Source organism: Flavobacterium limnosediminis JC2902 (assembly GCF_000498535.1).
GTDB lineage: Bacteria > Bacteroidota > Bacteroidia > Flavobacteriales > Flavobacteriaceae > Flavobacterium > Flavobacterium limnosediminis.
In genome coordinates, this window is sequence record NZ_AVGG01000001.1 from 496,688 (window position 1) to 516,372 (window position 19,685).

Below are 19,685 nucleotides of genomic sequence, written 5' to 3' on the forward strand. Positions count from 1 at the left end.
TTACCCGATACGTGTTTCGATTATTTGATTTTTCCTTAAAAATGAGCGGTTTCCCGATGAAGGAAGCCCATACCGCTTTTGATAGAATTCTTGCCATTCCGGAAGAAGACTATCAGCAGTACATTGAAAGACAGCGGAAACAAATAACCGATTTCCATTTAAAAAACAATGCTTTTTATCAGGAACTTGTCGGGAAAAATGTTTTCCAAAACTGGGAAGATTTACCCGTTCTGACCAAAAAGGATTTGCAGCAACCCTTGGCGGAACGGCTTTCCGAAGGGTATGCCCCGAAATCGGTTTTCGTTAATAAAACGTCCGGTTCCAGTGGTGACCCTTTTGTTTTTGCAAAAGACAAGGAAGCACATGCCCTTACCTGGGCCTCGATTATTCACCGTTTCGGTTGGTACGGAATCGACTTCAACAAATCCTATCAGGCACGGTTTTATGGGATTCCGCTGGATTTTATCGGCTACCGGAAAGAACGCCTGAAAGACTTTTTGGGACAGCGTTACCGTTTTCCTATTTTTGATTTATCCGATGTTTTTCTTGAGAAAGTACTGAAGCATTTCCGAAGCAAAAAATTCGATTACATCAACGGTTATACAAGTTCGATTGTGCTTTTTGCTAAATTTCTGCAGAAAAAAAACATTCATCTCAAAGACATTTGTCCGACATTAAAAGTATGCATGGTCACTTCGGAGATGCTTTTTGAGGAGGATAAACTACTGATGGAAATGCAATTCGGCATTCCGATTGTAAATGAATACGGGGCTTCTGAACTGGATCTGATTGCTTTTCAGAATCCGAAGGGCGAATGGCAGGTGAATTCGGAAACCTTATTTTTAGAAATTTTAGACGAAAACAATCGGCCGGTTCCCAACGGACAGGAAGGTCGGATTGTCATCACTTCGCTGTACAACAAAGCACATCCTTTTATCCGTTATGATATCGGAGACGTTGGAATTTTGGACGAAAGAAGTACTCCGAAAAAACCGATTCTGAAAAAACTGATCGGAAGAACAAATGACGTGGCCCTTTTGCCCAGCGGCAAGAAATCGCCGGGATTAACCTTTTACTACGTAACCAAGAGCATTATCGAAGACGATGGTAACGTAAAGGAATTTATCATCCGTCAGACGAAAATCGATACGTTTGAAATCGATTATGTTTCCGAAAAAGAACTGACTCCGGAACAGATAAAAGGGATTCAACAGGCGATTGACCAATATCTGGAACCGGGATTGCGTTTTGCTTACAATCGGAAAAAAACTCTTGAAAGAACCCTTAGGGGGAAGCTGAAACAATTTCAGTCTGAACTTTAGTTTCTGTATTTCATAAACCCACGATACATCCAATGCAGCATGTAATATCCCGACTGAAGGATATTTAACTGCTCCACTTCACGGTAGAACTGCCATTGGTATCGGATCAGATTTTTCTTGTTTCGGGATAAGGAGTTTTCACGAATACGATAAATGGCTTTGGGTTCCTGAATACCGTGTGCAAAAGGAATTTCTTTCAGGTATTTCAGCCATAATCCCATATCCTGACGTTTTCGGATTTCGGGCATGGTTTTCTTTCCTAAAGTTTTAATGTCTAAAAAAGCGGTAAGGCAACTGATGGAATTGGATTTTAATATATCCGTATAGGTTACCTTTTCAGGTACGATAAAATCAGAATAGACAAATTCCATATTTTCATTGGAACGGCGGTACGACGAAAACACAAAATGAACCCCTGTCTCCTTTATGGCGGCGATACTGTTTTCGATAAAATCCGGATACCAGACATCGTCGGCATCAAGAAAGGTCATATACGAACCCGATGCGTTTTCAATGCCTTTATTTCTGGCTTTGGCGGGACCTGCATTCGTGGCTGACGGAAAAAATTTAATCCGCTGTTCTTCTGAAGCGAGTCCGTTCACAACAGCTGCCGTGTCATCGGAAGATCCGTCATCAACGATAATCATTTCCCAATTCTGATACGTTTGATTTTGGACAGACCGAACGGTTTCAGCAATAAATTTTGCAGAATTAAAAGTAGGTGTAACTATGGAAACCAATTCGTTCATTAATATGCTTTTTCTTCGCCTTTGATTGCGTTAAACACGGTCATGAAAATGATTTTCAGATCGAGCAGCAAAGACCAGTTTTCAAGATAGAAAATGTCGTATTTCACGCGATTGATGATATCCTTGTCGTTTTCCACTTCCCCTCTGTAGCCGTTGGTTTGGGCTAAACCTGTAATTCCGGGTTTAACAAAATGGCGCACCATGAATTTATCCACGCTTTTTGCATACATCTCCGTATGGCTTACCATGTGGGGTCTTGGTCCCACTACAGACATATCGCCTAACAAAACATTAAAAAATTGCGGTAATTCATCAATACTGGTTTTACGGATAAACCTCCCGATATTGGTAATTCTTGGATCGTTTTTGGAAACCTGTTCCAGATCGGCTATTTCGTTGGGCCTCATGGAGCGGAACTTATAGCAGTCGAACTCGTGATAATCCAAGCCGTTTCTTCTTTGTTTGAAAAAAACCGGTCCCTTCGATTCTTTTTTTATAAGATAAGCTAAAATTGGGGTCAACCAAGACAACACTCCAATAATAACTATCAATGAAAATATGATATCGAATCCTCTTTTCACAATCATGTTCACCGTTTTATCCAAAGGAATGTCCCTTAACGAAGCCACCGGTATATAGCCGTAATAATCGAACTTCATATTCCTCGACAATACTTCATCATCGTCGGGCAGAAATTTCAGCACCTTCAGATTATTGTCTGTAAAGTCGATAAACCTGTTTAATTGCTCGTTCTCTATATCCGAAAGCGAACAATAGATCTCGTCTATTTTGTTATCCAAAACAAATGAAAAACAGGATTTGATCTGTTCCTCTTTATTTCCCCTCAGATTGAAATGGGAGACGAGATTATAACCGTAATCCGGATTTTCATTGAAGAAGTCGGTCAGTTCCATCACATTTTTCCCTTCACCAACAATTACAACCCTTCTGAAATTCCCTCCGAAAACGGCTCTGAAACGCCTTAAAAAATAGAAAATGAAAAGTTTAACCAGCGAGATCAGAACGATTGCCAACGTAACAAATTTCATGATTTGGGAAGGCTCCGAAAACTTTAAAAAATACCCTAAATAAGCAAAATTCAGTATAACAAACAAGACATACTGGTTTAAGATTTTGCTTAATATCTCCAATACTTTTGTAAAACGATAGACTTCATAAAAACCTACGTTCCATGCAATTATTATCCATGAAACAGAAACAAACAGATGGTAATAGACAACATTAAGTGAGTCCAGTAACAAAATAGATGCTAAAACATTAATGATAATTAAGTCCAGCAAATACGAAAATGGTCTCAGATAACCCGAATATCTTCCTGTATGTTTTCCCACTTAGAAAATATATTTAGAAAAATCTTTATGCTCTTCCTTAGCCAGTTCTTCCGGTGACAAAGATTTGAAATACTCATACGTAATTTTCATTCCTTCCGAACGGGATACTTTTGCTTCCCAACCCAAAATTTCTCTGGCTTTGGTGGTGTCTGGCTGGCGTTGCATCGGGTCATTAACCGGCAAAGGATGGTACACCACTTTTTGATTGGTCCCTGTTAATTTTATAATTTCTTCTGCGAAATCCTTTATGGTAATCTCGTCCGGATTCCCAATATTTACCGGCAAATGGTAATCGGAATGCAGCAGACGGAAGATACCCTCTACCTGATCATCCACATAACAGAACGAACGCGTTTGAGAACCGTCACCGAAAATGGTTAAATCTTCGCCGCGAAGTGCCTGACCAATAAAAGCAGGAATAACACGGCCGTCGTTCAGTCGCATTCGTGGTCCGTAAGTATTGAATATACGAACGATTCTGGTTTCAACGCCGTGGAAGGTATGATAGGCCATGGTGATGGATTCCTGAAAACGTTTGGCTTCGTCATAAACACCTCGCGGTCCGATGGTGTTTACATTTCCGTAGTATTCTTCGGTTTGTGGGTGGATCAACGGATCACCGTATACTTCTGACGTAGACGCGATAAGAATTCGTGCTTTTTTAACTCTGGCCAATCCTAGAAGATTATGTGTTCCCAAAGAACCTACTTTCAGTGTTTGGATAGGAATTTTCAAATAATCGATAGGGGAAGCCGGAGAAGCAAAATGCAAAATGTAGTCTAACTTACCCGGTACATGGACAAACTTGGTGATATCATGGTGATAAAACTCAAAATGCTCCAATTTAAATAAGTGCTCGATGTTTTTCAAATCTCCTGTAATCAGGTTGTCCATGCCTATAACATGGTAACCTTCTGCTATAAAACGGTCACACAGATGCGAGCCTAAAAATCCGGCGGCACCTGTAATTAGTATTCTTTTCATGATTTTAAATTTATAGTTTTTTTTCTTCAGACTTCACTACGGAATTAAATATACAATAGAGTGTGATGAAAAAAAGAATTCCTCTTTGTCGGCAAAAAAAGGATTCTGTCAAAAATAGGATTATCATTGTTATTGCAAAAGCAATATGAGGAAAATCTTTGTGTCTCCATGCATTTTTCAGGTTTAGAAAAAGCATTGCGATCAATATCAAAAATCCAAAAATTCCCAATTCGGCGAAAGTCTGCGCATATTGATTATGGAAATTAAAATCACCATATCCCGAATAGAGATTGTTTTCGGAAACTTTTTCCCTAATCTTATCCTGCGAAGCTTCCAATCCGTAGCCGGTAAAGAAGATACTGTCGGTATTGAGCATCTCCTTAAAAATTCTGAACTGATAGACCCGGAGTGCGGTTCCCGGAAAAAAATGGTTAGGCTGGAATTTTTCATTGTACCAGGCCTGTTTTAAACTGACATTGTAAATTTTGGCGCTGTCATTCCCTATTTTATTATTAACCGTATTATCCACAAAGGCTGTTTCATATTCCAGCAGAAACCGTTCTTTGACTTCCTTCACAAAAACTAATGAAAAAAACAGAAATGAAGATACCGCTACAACGGTAGTTATTCTTACAGTATTGGGTATCGTTGAAAAGAAAGAATAGTAACAGACAATCAGAATAAAATCGATCGTAATAATGCTTTTGGAAGACAACAGGAATACCAAAATCACTAAAACAAACAATGCTGCATTATCGTACAATGATTTCTTTTTTTGGGAAACAAAATAAAATATCCCCAAAGAAGCAAAAACAGACACATAAATGGCATTGAGATCCTGGCTAACCAATTCATGGTAGAAAAAAACAGATATATCGCCAGTGGAAAAATATTGGATTGCTGCCTTCAGAAAATAGAAAACTGCATAAAAAGCCATGCTGAAACTGAACAACCTTAAAATTTCATGCTTTGAGATTCTTTTAAGTTCACCAACAAACAAAAAGGGTATTGGCACGAATAAAAAAGCAAGTTCTTTTTGTAATCCTCCTGAGGTTAAATCGACATCCTTGGTCCAAATCAATGAGAGTACCATAAGGACATAAAATACAACCGGAAAAATTAAGCACTTATTAAATGAAAATTTAATTTTAAAAAAAGAAGAAAAAGCAACAGCAACAAAAAGAATAGTGGCTATACTGCTAAAGGCATACTTTAATGGTATTGCAATTAATATTGCTGCTAAAAGGTAGGTAAAGACACTGTTTTCTTTTATTAATCCATTAATTTTCTGATATGCTTGATTGAAATAATTGTAAGTATTCGCCATTTATCTTGTCCCAATTGAATTCGCTTGCTATCGCAGCAAAGTTATTCTGAATAAGGTGCAAGTTATCATTTTTTTTGGTTTGAAGTGTTAATTTTTTAACATCTTCGGAATTCGAAAAATAATAGGCATTTTCTTTAAGAATGGCTTTGTTAAAATCGTTATCATGCGCGATGATTAAAGCCTTGGATGCCATAGCCTCCAACAAAGAAGGGTTGGTTCCTCCTACCGAATGCCCGTGAAAATAAAGATTGGAATACCATCTTAAATTATTCAGATGCTCCAGATTGTAAACGGCTCCGATAAACCGGATATTGGGATAAGACTGAAATTTTTCCTTAAGGTAATTTCCGAATTTTGTCTGATGGTTGCCGATGACCAGCATTGGGGTTGTATCATCACTCAGAGCGATACCGTCAAGAATGGTTTCGATGTTGTTTTCCGGTTCCAGACGTGCCAGTATCATATTAAAATTATGTTTTTCCACCTCATACGCTGCGAGGATTTGTTCGTCCGGATTTTCGAAAACATGGGCGCCATAAGCGATATAAGTGGAATCTTTTGCGTATTTCTCTAATAGATATTTTTTTATTCCTAAGGAATCGGCAATCAGGTAATCGCTGCTCTTTACGGCCAATTTCTCGGCAAACAACAATACTTTCTGCACCGGTTTGGAATATTTGGTTCTTTTCCACTCCAGCCCATCCATGTTGGTAATAATCAGAGGTTTTTTGGGTAACAGAAAATGCCAAACCGAACTACTGGTGTAACCGAGTTGCAGAATGATGTCGAAATTTCTCTTACGGGAATCCAGAATACAGTTCAGGTCGTAAATGAACTGACCTGCAGTACCTATCTTAAACTCGGGATCGTATTGATGAAGAATATTTACCCCTTGAAATGTTTTTTCCTGATATGGATGATTGTGGGAATTGTAAACGAAAACCTCATGCCCTTTTTGGGCCAGATAGACTGAAAAAAACTCGGCAAACTGCTCAAATCCTCCGTAATAGTTTGGAACGCCACGGGTTCCAAGTATGGCTATTTTCATTACTGTAAATTTCTGTAGATAAAAAACTGAATATCAAATTTGACGTAACAAAACTTCTTGAATTGAATCGACGTAAGATTTGACGGAAAACATCTTTTCTGCTCTTTGATGACCACGCTCACCCATTTGTATTCTTAAATTTTTATTCAAAATTAATTTTTCAATTGCTTCCACAAATTCTTCAACATTATTAGGTTCGACTAAAAAACCTGATTCTCCATTTTCTACTATTTCTGTTAAACCACCGTGATTGGATGCCACTACGGGTTTTTTTGCGAACATAGCTTCTACAGCCACTAATCCGAATGGTTCAGGTTCCGTTGAAGGGACTACGGCAATATCAATAGCTTTCCAAATTTCGCCAATTTTATCCCTAAAAGGTATTATCTTGACGAACTCTTCTCTTTTTAAAGCACTAATTTTATTTTTTAAATCCTCTAAATACACTTCTAATTTAGGGGGTGGAGAACCCACAAACACCAGACGAATACCGTTATGCTTATTTAATAGTGAATTAAACACATTCAACAATAATTCTTGTCCTTTCCATTTGTTTATTCTCCCGACTAACCCAATTACAATTTCATCATTCACATCAAAAAAGTCCTTCCTAATTTCTTTGCTTAAAGATGAGTGTTGGTCTAATTTATCTGATTCTACCCCATTATGGACAACAGAATAATTTTCTCTTTTTGGAAGAGGAAAATGGTCTTCCCAGTAATTCGCTGTAGCAAAAGAGTTGTAAATGGTAAAATGATTTGCCTTGCTTTTTAACAGTAACAAAAACAATGATGTTACTATTTTTGGAGACCTGATTATTTCATGTACATGCCAAAGATGCTTCTTCCCGCTAAATCTTGCATATAAATACCCCAGTAAAACAGCTAGAGTATTAGAATAAACCAAATCGAACTTGTATTTCCCGTCAAGTTTTTTAAGTTGCTTTATGCTTCTGACCGTTTGTATCACTGTTAAAAACAAATTTTTAAAAACAAACATCTTACGGTGCAGTTTTATTACTGGCATCACATACACGTCGAGATTTAACTTTTGAAGTTCAGTCAACAAAGGGCCTTCAGTTGGCAGGATTACAACAGGGTAAAACTGTTCTTTATTCAAATATTTTAAAAACAAAAGCAGGGTTTTGTCTGAACCATATAATTCCGAAGATTGATGAACGATTAATATTTTTTTCATATGGCTTTAACTATTACCTGTTCCCTATTGGTAAAACTTAAAAATCCACCCAGAAGAAACAGCATTAAATCCAGGGGGATGTAAATCCCACTAATTATTAATGATGTGAAAAGAAAGAAAAGCCCAATGCTTCCAGTAAACCTATTTGACATGTAACTTGAAATCCCTTCTTTGTTTGTTTTTCTAATCAACAGAAAAATAAAATACAAGTAAAAAAACAAGCCGATAACTCCGGTTTTATAAAAAACAAAAACGTAACCATTGTGTAATCTTGAAATGTAACGCATTCCTTTTTCATCTAGAGGCGCGGTAAATTTCAGATCAACCAAAGAACCAAAACCATTTCCGATCATATAGCTAATAGGTCTGCTATCCATTAGTGAGAAAGCTCTTTTGGCCTCATATCCTCTCCAGTGATCCCAAAGATCCTTATGGTTTTCCCTGTCAATTTTAGTTTTAAAAATCTCTTCCGGGGCTATTTTCACTTTATAAAGAAAAGCCTCAATTCCTTTACCGTTTCTGTCAATTTTCACAGAAAACAAATAAGCATATAAAAGACTTAAAAAAACAAGAAAAGCCCCTAAAAACACCAATTTGTTTTTAGTTACTTTTGTATATCCAAACACAGAAAGTCCAATCAAAATCAAAGACACTAACATCGTTCGCGAAAAATAGAGGTAAATAGAAATCAATAAAACCACACCTATAATTGTTTCAAAAAACAAATTTTTCACTAGTGATGACTTATATGTTTTCCTGTAAAAAAGAACGATGTAAAAAGAAACAATCTCTATAAAATTATCTAGACCAAAACTTCCTCTAAGATCATTTATGCTTGTGTTTGACTTACCAAACAGAAAAATACCGGAAATATGAATTAAGGCCATTGAAAACCCGACCAAAACAACTGTCTTTAAAAAAAGACTAAAATCATTTACTTTTTTTACCAAAAAATAACTCAAAACCACCACTATAATGGGTTTTGTGAAATATGTTACATCTTTTAGTGTTGAATCTGTTTTCCATTCAAAAAAAAACATTCCTAAAAATCCGAGAAGAAAAACAGCCGCTAACGGCATTATAACCTTTACAAAATTTGTACTTAAGAAATTTTTGGAGGTAAGAATTACAAAAAGTAATGTCAGAAACTGGATTAAAAAATTGATTTTGTAAGAAGGCAAATACCTTTCACAAAACAGCAAAAAAACTAACAACGATAAAGTTACAACTGCCCTTAATTTCAAAACTTTCAAAATATTTTCAAATATACTTCAATTCATAAAAATTAAAACAAATTTTTATGAATAAAACCTATATTTGTTTTCTTAATTTAAGTTCGAATGAAGAAAGCATTAATTACAGGTATAAATGGTCAGGATGGTTCTTATCTTGCAGAATTTTTACTTGATAAAGGATATGAAGTACACGGCATAATAAGAAGGAGTTCTACCTTTAACACAGCAAGAATTGAACATTTATATATTGACTCACTGATTCGTGATCTTCATAAAAACAAAAAAATAAACCTACATTATGGTGATATGACGGATTCAACCAATTTGATCCGTCTAATACAACAAATACGTCCTGATGAAATTTATAATTTAGCGGCTCAGTCTCATGTAAAAGTATCTTTTGATATGCCGGAATATACTGCCGAAACAGATGCTGTCGGAACTTTACGATTGTTAGAAGCCATAAGAATTTGTGATTTAACAACTAAAACCCGTATTTACCAGGCATCTACTTCGGAATTATATGGAAAAGTGCAGGAAGTGCCTCAAAAAGAAACGACTCCTTTCTATCCGCGTTCTCCGTATGGAGTTGCAAAAATATATGCATATTGGATAACCAAAAACTATCGTGAATCCTATGATATGTTTGCTGTTAACGGAATTCTTTTTAACCATGAATCAGAACGCAGGGGAGAAACTTTCGTAACCAGAAAAATTACACTTTCGGCTTCCAGAATCAAACATGGTTTACAGGAAAAATTATATTTGGGGAACCTAAACGCCAAACGCGACTGGGGATACGCCAAAGATTATGTGGAATGCATGTGGTTAATGCTACAGCAAGAAACACCGGAAGACTACGTTATTGCTACCGGGAAACAATACTCTGTAAGGTACTTCTGTGAACTGGCCTTTAAAGAAGCCGGGATTGAAATCGAATGGCAAGGCGAAAATGAAAATGAAAAAGGTATCTGCAAAGCTACCGGAAAAGTAATCATTGAAATTGACCCTAATTACTATCGCCCGGCAGAAGTTGAAAGCTTACTTGGCGATCCGACCAACGCCCGAACGAAATTAGGTTGGAACCCAAGTAAAACTTCCATTGAAGAATTGGTTAAAATAATGATGAGTCATGATTTAAATTATGTCTCCCGTTTCAAAGACAGGGATTCTCTTCTTCGTTACGAATAATTTGCAGGTTATGAAGATTCTGTTAACCGGAGGCAATGGAATGGTGGGAAAAAACATTTTAGAACATCTAAAAGCCTCCTTTCATACCATTTTTTCACCTACAAGCAAAGAACTCAATCTTAAAAATTATCATGAGGTTGAAAATTACATAAAAATACACCAGCCCGAAATCGTTATACATTCAGCGGGATTGGTCGGTGGCATACAAGCCAATATCGAGCGACCTGTTGACTTTCTCGTTGACAATCTTGATATGGGCCGAAATATAATTTTAGCGGCCAGAAATAACGGCGTTAAATATTTTATGAATTTGGCAAGTTCCTGTATGTATCCCCGAAACGCTCAAAACCCTTTACAGGAAGATTTAATTTTAAAAGGCGAACTGGAACCCACCAATGAAGGTTACGCTTTGGCTAAAATAGTGTCGACCCGACTTTGCGAATATATTTCCAGAGAAAATCCCGAGTACAAGTACAAAACCGTCATCCCGTGTAATTTATACGGAAGGCATGATAAGTTTTCTCCCAAGCATTCACACATGATTCCTTCAGCTGTCAAGAAGATTTATGATGCCAAAAAAAATCATCATACCAGCATAGACATATGGGGAGATGGCCTATCCAGGAGGGAATTCATGTATGCCGGTGACCTGGCTGATTTTGTTTTCTTCGCTCTTGATAAATTTGAAGACCTGCCTCAAAACATTAATGTTGGGTTAGGTCATGACTATACCATAAACGAATATTATGAAGTCATCGCCAAAGTCCTGGATTTTAAAGGAACATTCGTTCATGACTTGTCAAAACCTGTAGGCATGAGACAAAAACTAATCGACGACACCAAGCTGCGAGAATTTGGCTGGAAGCACACAACTTCCTTGGAAGACGGAATAAAAAAAACAATAGCCTACTATAAAAATCAAAAATCAAATGATTAAGTATCCATTGGCATCCTCAACGTGGGATGAGAAAGAAATAAACGCAATCAACAGCGTAATTGCAAAAGACATGTACACCATGGGAGAAAGTGTGAAACAGTTCGAAGAAGATTTCGCACGATTTGCCGGTTCTAAATATTGTGTGATGGTTAATTCCGGTTCTTCCGCAAACCTGATTGCTGTTGCCGCCATGTTTTATACCAAGAACCCAAAATTAAAACGTGGTGACGAAGTAATCGTTCCGGCGGTTTCATGGTCAACCACCTATTTCCCCTTATACCAATACGGATTAAAATTAAAATTCGTTGATGTTGATTTGCATACCTTAAATTTTGATTTGAATCAGTTGCAAAATGCTGTTTCAGATAGTACAAAAATGATTTTGGCTGTAAATCTTTTAGGAAACCCAAATGACTTTGATGCCATTAGTAAAATTATAGGCAATCGCGACATCATTTTAATGGAAGACAACTGTGAATCGATGGGGGCCGAATATAAGAAAAAACAAACCGGAACCTTTGGACTGGCAGGCACCTACTCGACATTCTTCTCGCACCACATGGCCACTATGGAAGGGGGACTTATCTGTACGGATGACGAGGAACTGTTCCATGTCATGATTTGCTTAAGAGCCCACGGATGGACACGCCATTTGCCAAAGGAAAATAAAATTTCAAATAAGAGTGATAATTGGTTCGAAGAATCTTTTCGATTTCTTCTTCCTGGCTATAATGTCCGACCGGTAGAAATGAGTGGTGCTATTGGCGTTGAGCAGTTAAAAAAATTACCGTCTTTTATCGAGCAGCGAAGAAAAAATGCCGAATTATTCGTTTCGTTATTCGAAAATCACAAAGACTTTTACATTCAGAAAAACATCGACAACAGCAGCTGGTTTGGATTCAGTTTAATCATCAAACCCGACTCTGATTTAAAAAGAGAAGAGGTCGTAAAACTATTGGATGAAAACCATATTGACTGCCGCCCGATTGTGACCGGAAATTTTACAAAAAATGAAGTGTTGGGATATTTTGACCATGAAATTTTTGGTGACATGAAAAATGCAAAGTACCTAGACAGCCACGGATTTTTTGTCGGAAACCATCAAATAGACTTAACCGAAGAAATTCATCACTTGTATAAAGTTTTATCTTAATGTTTTGGAATTATTGCATACAAAAACTGTCCAGCCAAGCAACACAGAGTGCTTTATTAAAAGGGCTGACCGGTTTTTGTATGTTCATTTCAATTTCATTGCTGGTGCGGTATTTGGGTGAAAGCGGGTACGGGATATGGGTCCTTGTTTTCAGTTTTTCGCAATGGGGGTTGTATTTTGATTTTGGTGTTTCCAATGTTTTAAAATCAAAAATACCCGAATTGCTGACGAAAAAAGATTTTGAAAAAATCAATGGTTATATTTCAGAATCGGTTAAACTCACCCTAATAATTTCGATTTTGTTATTGTTATTGGGTAGTGTTTTAATTTATTCATTGAATCTTACTTCAATATTCAACATTAAGCTCGATTCTGAATTTACTCAGTTTTTATTCCTGATTAATGGCATTTTCTTCTGTTTGAATTTTGTCTTATCCATAAACAAATCACTTTTCATAGGGATACTCAATCCGAAAATTGCAGAACTGTCGGCTACAATAACGCAAATCCTGTTCTTGCTTATCGTCTGCATTTTTTATTTTGCATTAGACCACCTTTCCCTTCCATTGAGATTGGTGCTGATTTCTGTAGCGAATGGTTTGAGCGCAACGTTAATTAACGGTTTTTATTTTTATTCTTTTTTCCGGAAAAAAAGCTATGCCCTTTCGGTGTTTGCCCCCATAAACAAGGTTATCTCGAAAGATATTTTCAAAAACGGCATGCAGTTTATGATTATTCAAACTTTCATGGTTGTTATCTTTTTTTCCGATCCATACTTTATTGCATCCTATAGCAGCCCGGAGGAGGTTTCAATTTTTGACGTCATCAACAAACTGTATCAACTCCCTCTATTAGTGATTACTTCCGGGTTAGCGTCCTTTTGGCCCTTTTTTTCTCAAAAATTTCATGAAAAAGATTTTGAATGGTTTAGGGATATTTTTAAAAAATTCGAACGGATCTTTTTGTTAATCACAATTGCCCTGTTATTCTTTACGGTGATTGCCAAATATATTTTACAGTTTTGGATTGGAAAAGGCATTAGCGATTCTATAGGAATGTCTGTTTTGTTCCTGATGACACTGGCAATATTATCAAGGGTATATTTTACTTTTTATGCCAATTTTTTCAATGGGATAAATAAACTGAAAAGTCAGATAATAGTAATGGGCGTGACAGCCCTGATAAAGATTCCCTTAACCGTCTATTTATTAAAAAACGGGTATGGTTTAAATGGAATATTTTTGCAGTTATTTATTTTTATGTTACTTTGGGCCCTATTCTTTAGAGTAGAATCGTCGATTGTATTAAACAAACATGCCAAATGAATACTGCCCCTTTCTTTTCTGTAATTACAGCCAGCTATAATAGCGAACGGACCATAAAAAAAACCATTGAATCGCTGTTGATTCAAAATTTTAGCGACTTTGAGTACATTATAGTTGACGGCAATTCAACCGATAAAACAGTAACCATCATTAAATCCTTTGAACCTGAATTTGCAGCAAAAAACATCACCTTTAAATTCATATCGGAAAAAGATAAAGGGATTTATGACGCCTGGAATAAAGGAGTCGCCATGGCTGATGGAAAATGGATTAGTTTTTTGGGTTCTGACGATTGCTACTTCCCTGATGCATTAATTACCTATTTCGAAAAAATTTCGCAGCTTCAAAATAATGAGAATTATATCTCTTCGCAAGTTCATGTGGTCGATGAAAACGGAAACGTAATGCGAACCATGGGAAAAGCATACCAATGGAAAAACATGTTGAAAAACATGAATATCGCACAAGTGGGTTCTTTTCACAAAAGGGAGCTGTTTCAGGAAATCGGTCCTTTTTCGCTGGAGTACAGAATTGTGAGTGACTTGGATTTTTATATTCGCGGAAAGGACTATATCAAACCTTACTATTTTAAGGAGGTTACCGCAACCATGGAAAATAACGGGGTGAGCAACCAGATCAACAAAGCGTTGAAGGAGGCACTTAAGGTTCGGTTGAAATATAACTACGATTCAAAACTTACCATTTATCTCAATCATTACATTACGTTCTTGAAATGTTATGGCGGTAAAATAAAAAAAGGAGCTAAATAAGCTCCTTTTTTTATTTAATTTATCTAACCTGTTTAGTACTTCTATTTTTACAAACAAATTATTATTGATAGATTTTTGTTAATTCCTTTTTTAAATCTGCTGTAGGCATAAAAATCGGATCATATGGAATATCTCCGGTTGGAGAAGGCTTAGCAATTGCCGTTTTAACATCATATTTAATATGTTCATTTGCGTAGAAATAATATCTGAACAATGTATCCTTAACTACAATTGATTTTTTCAGGTAGTTCACTTCAAACTTGTTTATTTTAACATCTTCTTGTTTTTCATTACCTCCTAAATCAAAGCGAAGTGCATATGGTGCTGCATCTTTTGGAAAACTGAACACAATATCCTGTGGATTTTGATTCCCCTTCACGTTAACTGTTATTGAATTTTCTGGCGCAAAAGAATCTGAACCATCCTCATTGTAGAAAAACTGGAATATGTCATCTTGTTTTACAACGGCATTAACAGTCACTGTAAAAGGTTTTTCCTCATCTTTAACACTTGACTCACTTGATGCTGCCTTATCATCCTTACAGGAAATGAATAAAACACTTGTCAATAATCCTGATAAAATAAATTTTTTCATTCTAAGTTTTATTTAATGCGCAAATATATAATTTTTCTAAAAATATTAAATCTTTTTTCACAAAGATATTGTTTTATCAAATTCTTTATAAAAAGATTTTCCGCTCGCTATATCTTCAATTATGACACCTGTCTTATAGGTCCCTTTAGCTAAATCTTTGGTTAAAAATTTTAGTTCAAATCCTGAATAATTGTAGTTAATCTTAGTTTTCATTGCTTCAGTCACATCACTTCTCATAACAAGATTCGTATCATACTTATAAATTTTAGTGCCTGAAATCAAGACAATTTTTATTTTTTTATCTTTAGAAGACACATTTTCTAAAGCTGCCCAGCCACTTACATTTACAACCTTGTTCACAATATTAACCACTTCCATATTAAGCATTATGGAAGCCTGAGCTGGCAACTTATTAATCAAAACAGGTGCTTGGTATTTTTTCTTTCCAACTTCAGACATTTTGTCGGTAACGGAATAATGATAATTGCCCTTGCCGTCTTTAACCAACAATGCAACACTAAAAGCTTCTTTGGGCAATTTATCTGTAAAAACTGTAGCATTGAAGCCTGCTCCGTCAAGGTCTTTTCTTTTATACTTATCTGAAATATCTCCTCTCACAACCTTATTGACTGGGAATACATACGAAACTGATTTATTCGAGAATGCAATAAAAATGGAATCATTTAGACAACTGGCAGCTTCTCTGTTAAATGCCCAGCCACTAATTTGTAAAACGTCTTCCGAAAAACTGTACCTTTCGATATTGTTTTCTAAGTTATCCTTGGTTTTCCAATTATTCTGCAATAATCTGAATCTGCTTCCGGAAAATGATTTTTTAATTGAATCTAATGTTTTACTTTCTGCTGCACTGTTGCGATAATCTAATGGCAATTTTACTTTTTTTGAATAAATAAGAAAGAAATTATCTATAATCTTTAACTCTACTTTATCCTTATATAACAATACGTTGAAGTCTTTAATATTTGCTTTGTTTGTTATATAAATTCTATTGTTCTCGATTTCTCCTCCTTTCAATACTTCAGACAAGCTATCTCTGAATTTTTTTATTGCATCAAGGTTTTCACGTGCCGCATATCCATTTGTGATTGGCTTTTTGGCTTTTAAAGCCAAAAAAGACAAATCCTGATAGTCCATGTTGTACACCAAGTTATTCGTATAAACGGGATACGTAACTATCTCATCGAAGTTTCTCAGAATCTGCATCCACTTCTCATCTTGTAATTTCGTATGGAATGAACCACTCTTAAGATCTCTGGATGTCAAAACATTTTCTATATCATAAAGTTGAAGTATTGTAAGGCATAAAACGACTCCAAGTTTAAGATGATGATTTATCTTCATTCTTGAAAAAACAACGAAGGAAACCAAAATCAAAAGATAGTAGGGGAGCCAGACAAACCTCCCTATTGCCCGGAAGATATTTCCTAATTTTTCAACTATCCCTAGGGTTGGATAATGAAACAATACCTTGGTTCCGAAAGTAACTTGATTAGAAATCGCAAAAACGAAAAGCAACAGCGTTAAAACAGCTACCGGTAAATACGGCTTATTGTTTTGAAATATTCTTCTGTTAAATAATAAAACATAGAATACACTTATGAAAGTTAAGATAATCATTCCTAAACCCAGATAAGCAAAACCTTCATGCTGACGTTCAGTAACCATCTTTAAATCCGGAATAAATTTTGAATAATATCCGTATGAATTAAAAAATGAATTAAGATTGAAGGCATAAAGACCATAAATATTCCCAACGTCTAAATTTGTGCTGTTCTCGAAAACGATAAGTCCAAAAACTATCCAAACTAGTATTCCGATGGAAAAAGAAACCGTTGGAAAAAAAACAAACCGACTAAGTTTCAAAGTCTTCTCGTAAAAATAATGTTTAAAAGGAACTATAATATTAAATCCTGCTACCATAGCAGCCAAATATGGGTTTATGGTTGCACTCAACACAAAAAGAAAAAGTTGCGATTTATTGATTTTCAATACATTACTTTCATTACTGACAATAATGTAATTATAAAAAGATGCTAATAAAAGCCAATGAGCACAAAGGGAAGGATGCATTCCTCTAAACGCCAAAACAGGGTTAGCCGTTATAATTATTGTTCCTAAAAGAGCGTAAAAAGGTCGGATCTTATAATAACTGAAAATTTTTAGAGAATAAAACGCTATCAGAAAATAACTAATTAAAAACCAAATTCCATAAAATTGAAAATCTTCCGGTAAAAATCCCGAGAAAATCTTAAAGAATAAAGCTAAAAGAGGGATTGTATCTGTAAAACCAACATTTGTCCCAATAGGATAATAGTAACTATTCATTTCCGTCAACGGAAACCCCCATGGATCGTTACGATAAAAAGCCCATCCTAAATAATGTGTCCCCCAATCATGATAGGCAGACATCAACCAATTTATATTTCTTGGATCAAGCGTTAAAAATCCATACGTAATTTCAAAAACAACTACTGCAATTATTGTTGATACTAGATATTTGTTTTCTAAAATCTTATTCATTCTGATTATTTTTTTTCCAAGTATACATTATTGACACACCAAAAGGCAACCTGATGTGTCTATTTATAAAATTGCTTTCAAAATACATTATACGGTACAGGATCGAATTGAGTATTCCGGGTTTGAAAGCCTCAAAATCACTTCCGGAACCGGTTCTTTTTTCACCCGATTGCAACAAATTGCTCAATTGACGGAAAAGGAAAATCGGAAGAAAGAGAAGCGTATTGAAATAGGAAGAAAAAATCATTTTCCCGTCCTTTTTAAAGGAGAACAAATTCTTCACTTCCGCTAATCTGTACCTTCTGAAATGGTGGTTTATCACATCATGATGACTCCACAAGCTCATAAAGGCGGGCACGGTAATAAAAAGGAGTCCGTTATTTTTGGCAACCCGCTTCATTTCCGAAACAGCCAATTGATCGTCTTCCACATGTTCGATTACATCGAAAGCGCAGACCAAATCGAATACGTTATCATCGAATGGCAACTCTGTAATGGAACCGTTAATGATTTCGAGTCCGGTTTTTTCAGAAGCAAACTCACAGCAGAATTTATCATATTCTATAGAAACGACCTCTCCAAATTGCGATAAATATTCAGAACTTCTTCCGGGTCCGCAGCCAATATTTAAGATTTTAATCTTCGTATCCTGTAAATTATCCTGCTTGAGTAATTTTTTTATGTAGTTCGAGATTATTTTCTCACGAGCCACAAACCACCAATGGTTCCGCTCTAATTCATAATATTCTTTGTAATAATCGTGCTTCATTCTTTACCTTCGTTAGCTATCTGTTCCCCGTCTCGTACAATTTTATCTACAATGAAAAGCGGTCTGTTTCTTACCTGATTGTAAATTCTTAACACATACTCTCCAATCAGCCCCAATGAAATTAATTGGACTCCACTGAACAGGATTATTGCCAATATCGTCGCGGTAAAACCGTGCGGGACATCGTTAAAATAGAATTTTCTATAAAGATTATAGGCAAAATAAATCAATGAAAACACAACCGTTATAAAACCTAATCTTGTTATAAACTTCACCGGGAAATCACTGAAATTAAAAATGCCGTTAAACGCCAATTCAAACAATTTTGACCAGCTGTATTTGGTTTCCCCAGCTTGCCTTTCGTCACGGTCATACTCATAGCCTATCTGCTTGAAACCAACCCAGGCACGCATTCCTCGCAAATAACGGCTTTGCTCGGGCATGGCATTCATATTGTCCACAACCCTTCTGCTCAGCATAGAGAAATCACCGCTATCGATTGGGATGTTAAAACTGGATATTTTTTTCTGAAGACGGTAATAGGCCGAATAGGCCGTTTTTTTAAAGAAACTCTCCTTTCTGTTTTTTCTAATGGCATAAATCACATCATACCCATTCATCAACAGTTTATAGAAATCGTTAACTAATTCAGGAGGATCTTGTAAATCTCCATCAATAATCATCGCTCCTTTTTTTCCTCTAAAATTTGCTAATCCAGCGCTTACCGCTAATTGATGCCCATGATTTCTGGATAATAATATCCCCGTAAATCGATTATCCTGAAGACAAATTTCTTCCACTAATTGAGCAGTGTTGTCAATACTTCCATCATTAATTAAAATGACTTCACAGGTAAATTCTGTTTTGTCGATAACGCTTTTTAATCTGTTTATTAATTGACTAAAAACAGCTTCCTCGTTGTACAGTGGTACAATAATCGAAATATCAATCACATTGAAAAATTAAAAGTTACTATTTCGTTTTCAAATCAATATGTTATTACAACAAATCGACATTCAAATAAACACCGTAAAACTATTCTATTTTTATCAAAAAAAGTGTTTTTTTTTAGTACAAAGAAATGTTTGTCCAAAAAATCATATTGGGTAATTCATCGTTTATATCCCCCCTTAACCGAAAAAAAGAGCAACTCCCATCTATATTAAATAAATTTATGTGTTTAATTATCA

The 19,685-nt window shown here is 35.8% G+C and carries 17 protein-coding genes; 6 read left to right on the plus strand and 11 right to left on the minus strand.

All coding sequences use genetic code 11. The annotated features are described in order from the left end of the window. Positions 1-11 precede the first annotated feature (11 nt). Positions 12-1,322: a phenylacetate--CoA ligase family protein gene (locus tag FLJC2902T_RS02255; RefSeq protein ID WP_035676727.1), complete on the plus strand. Its 1,311-nt coding sequence runs from the start codon at positions 12-14 to the stop codon at positions 1,320-1,322. Here FLJC2902T_RS02255 and FLJC2902T_RS02260 read toward each other — a convergent pair. The 7 genes from FLJC2902T_RS02260 to FLJC2902T_RS02290 all read right to left on the minus strand — a co-directional run bounded on the left by FLJC2902T_RS02260 (position 1,319) and on the right by FLJC2902T_RS02290 (position 8,950). After that, positions 1,319-2,071 carry a glycosyltransferase family 2 protein gene (locus FLJC2902T_RS02260; RefSeq protein ID WP_035676729.1) on the minus strand — a complete coding sequence of 251 codons (753 nt, stop codon included), beginning with the start codon at positions 2,069-2,071 and terminating at the stop codon, positions 1,319-1,321. The genes FLJC2902T_RS02255 and FLJC2902T_RS02260 overlap by 4 nt on opposite strands. Next, a complete protein-coding gene (locus tag FLJC2902T_RS02265) occupies positions 2,071-3,423 on the minus strand; it encodes an undecaprenyl-phosphate glucose phosphotransferase (protein ID WP_023578169.1) in 1,353 nt (450 codons plus the stop codon). Before FLJC2902T_RS02265 ends, FLJC2902T_RS02260 begins: the two co-directional genes overlap by 1 nt. Beyond that, positions 3,424-4,407, minus strand: coding sequence for a UDP-glucuronic acid decarboxylase family protein (locus FLJC2902T_RS02270; RefSeq protein WP_023578170.1), 984 nt, complete (start codon positions 4,405-4,407; stop codon positions 3,424-3,426). A 10-nt stretch (positions 4,408-4,417) separates the two neighbouring features. Further along, positions 4,418-5,500: an O-antigen ligase family protein gene (locus FLJC2902T_RS02275; protein ID WP_162147670.1), complete on the minus strand. Its 1,083-nt coding sequence runs from the start codon at positions 5,498-5,500 to the stop codon at positions 4,418-4,420. Between the two features lie 187 nt (positions 5,501-5,687). Further along, positions 5,688-6,782, minus strand: a complete 1,095-nt coding sequence (locus FLJC2902T_RS02280) for a DUF1972 domain-containing protein (protein WP_023578171.1) — start codon at positions 6,780-6,782, stop codon at positions 5,688-5,690. A 33-nt stretch (positions 6,783-6,815) separates the two neighbouring features. After that, positions 6,816-7,979 carry a glycosyltransferase family 4 protein gene (locus FLJC2902T_RS02285; protein ID WP_023578172.1) on the minus strand — a complete coding sequence of 388 codons (1,164 nt, stop codon included), beginning with the start codon at positions 7,977-7,979 and terminating at the stop codon, positions 6,816-6,818. Beyond that, positions 7,976-8,950, minus strand: a complete 975-nt coding sequence (locus FLJC2902T_RS02290; protein ID WP_162147671.1) for an O-antigen ligase family protein — start codon at positions 8,948-8,950, stop codon at positions 7,976-7,978. The genes FLJC2902T_RS02285 and FLJC2902T_RS02290 overlap by 4 nt, the downstream gene beginning before the upstream one ends. A gap of 369 nt (positions 8,951-9,319) precedes the next feature. Between FLJC2902T_RS02290 and gmd the strand changes: the two genes are divergently transcribed. The 5 genes from gmd to FLJC2902T_RS02315 are packed head-to-tail and all read left to right on the plus strand — an operon-like array spanning position 9,320 to position 14,590. Beyond that, positions 9,320-10,405 (plus strand): GDP-mannose 4,6-dehydratase, encoded by a 1,086-nt coding sequence (gmd, locus tag FLJC2902T_RS02295; protein WP_035676741.1) that lies wholly within the window; start codon positions 9,320-9,322, stop codon positions 10,403-10,405. A 10-nt stretch (positions 10,406-10,415) separates the two neighbouring features. After that, complete coding sequence (locus FLJC2902T_RS02300; RefSeq protein WP_035676743.1) at positions 10,416-11,342, plus strand: GDP-L-fucose synthase family protein; 927 nt, start codon at positions 10,416-10,418, stop codon at positions 11,340-11,342. Beyond that, positions 11,335-12,495, plus strand: a complete 1,161-nt coding sequence (locus tag FLJC2902T_RS02305; RefSeq protein WP_035676744.1) for a DegT/DnrJ/EryC1/StrS family aminotransferase — start codon at positions 11,335-11,337, stop codon at positions 12,493-12,495. The genes FLJC2902T_RS02300 and FLJC2902T_RS02305 overlap by 8 nt, the downstream gene beginning before the upstream one ends. Then, positions 12,495-13,820, plus strand: coding sequence for a lipopolysaccharide biosynthesis protein (locus FLJC2902T_RS02310; protein WP_035676747.1), 1,326 nt, complete (start codon positions 12,495-12,497; stop codon positions 13,818-13,820). Before FLJC2902T_RS02305 ends, FLJC2902T_RS02310 begins: the two co-directional genes overlap by 1 nt. Then, positions 13,817-14,590: a glycosyltransferase family 2 protein gene (locus FLJC2902T_RS02315; RefSeq protein ID WP_051364220.1), complete on the plus strand. Its 774-nt coding sequence runs from the start codon at positions 13,817-13,819 to the stop codon at positions 14,588-14,590. Before FLJC2902T_RS02310 ends, FLJC2902T_RS02315 begins: the two co-directional genes overlap by 4 nt. 61 nt (positions 14,591-14,651) lie before the next feature. Here the strand turns inward: FLJC2902T_RS02315 and FLJC2902T_RS02320 are convergent, their stop codons facing one another. The 4 genes from FLJC2902T_RS02320 to FLJC2902T_RS02335 are packed head-to-tail and all read right to left on the minus strand — an operon-like array spanning position 14,652 to position 19,448. Beyond that, positions 14,652-15,185, minus strand: coding sequence for a hypothetical protein (locus FLJC2902T_RS02320; RefSeq protein ID WP_023578178.1), 534 nt, complete (start codon positions 15,183-15,185; stop codon positions 14,652-14,654). A 57-nt stretch (positions 15,186-15,242) separates the two neighbouring features. After that, positions 15,243-17,726 (minus strand): DUF6311 domain-containing protein, encoded by a 2,484-nt coding sequence (locus tag FLJC2902T_RS02325; protein ID WP_035676749.1) that lies wholly within the window; start codon positions 17,724-17,726, stop codon positions 15,243-15,245. After that, a complete protein-coding gene (locus FLJC2902T_RS02330) occupies positions 17,719-18,495 on the minus strand; it encodes a class I SAM-dependent methyltransferase (RefSeq protein WP_051364221.1) in 777 nt (258 codons plus the stop codon). Before FLJC2902T_RS02330 ends, FLJC2902T_RS02325 begins: the two co-directional genes overlap by 8 nt. Next, entirely contained in the window at positions 18,492-19,448 is a 957-nt protein-coding gene (locus FLJC2902T_RS02335; RefSeq protein ID WP_023578180.1) for a glycosyltransferase family 2 protein, read from the minus strand. The genes FLJC2902T_RS02330 and FLJC2902T_RS02335 overlap by 4 nt, the downstream gene beginning before the upstream one ends. Positions 19,449-19,685: the final 237 nt, after the last annotated feature.

Excerpts from the sequence above, each read along its gene's own strand:
- FLJC2902T_RS02260 (WP_035676729.1), bottom strand. The coding sequence starts at position 2,071 with ATGAACGAATTGGTTTCCATAGTTACACCTACTTTTAATTCTGCAAAA.
- FLJC2902T_RS02270 (WP_023578170.1), bottom strand. The coding sequence starts at position 4,407 with ATGAAAAGAATACTAATTACAGGTGCCGCCGGATTTTTAGGCTCGCAT.
- FLJC2902T_RS02275 (WP_162147670.1), bottom strand. The coding sequence starts at position 5,500 with ATGGTACTCTCATTGATTTGGACCAAGGATGTCGATTTAACCTCAGGA.
- FLJC2902T_RS02280 (WP_023578171.1), bottom strand. The coding sequence starts at position 6,782 with ATGAAAATAGCCATACTTGGAACCCGTGGCGTTCCAAACTATTACGGA.
- FLJC2902T_RS02285 (WP_023578172.1), bottom strand. The coding sequence starts at position 7,979 with ATGAAAAAAATATTAATCGTTCATCAATCTTCGGAATTATATGGTTCA.
- gmd (WP_035676741.1), top strand. The coding sequence starts at position 9,320 with ATGAAGAAAGCATTAATTACAGGTATAAATGGTCAGGATGGTTCTTAT.
- FLJC2902T_RS02300 (WP_035676743.1), top strand. The coding sequence starts at position 10,416 with ATGAAGATTCTGTTAACCGGAGGCAATGGAATGGTGGGAAAAAACATT.
- FLJC2902T_RS02305 (WP_035676744.1), top strand. The coding sequence starts at position 11,335 with ATGATTAAGTATCCATTGGCATCCTCAACGTGGGATGAGAAAGAAATA.
- FLJC2902T_RS02310 (WP_035676747.1), top strand. The coding sequence starts at position 12,495 with ATGTTTTGGAATTATTGCATACAAAAACTGTCCAGCCAAGCAACACAG.
- FLJC2902T_RS02315 (WP_051364220.1), top strand. The coding sequence starts at position 13,817 with ATGAATACTGCCCCTTTCTTTTCTGTAATTACAGCCAGCTATAATAGC.
- FLJC2902T_RS02320 (WP_023578178.1), bottom strand. The coding sequence starts at position 15,185 with ATGAAAAAATTTATTTTATCAGGATTATTGACAAGTGTTTTATTCATT.
- FLJC2902T_RS02325 (WP_035676749.1), bottom strand. The coding sequence starts at position 17,726 with ATGAATAAGATTTTAGAAAACAAATATCTAGTATCAACAATAATTGCA.
- FLJC2902T_RS02330 (WP_051364221.1), bottom strand. The coding sequence starts at position 18,495 with ATGAAGCACGATTATTACAAAGAATATTATGAATTAGAGCGGAACCAT.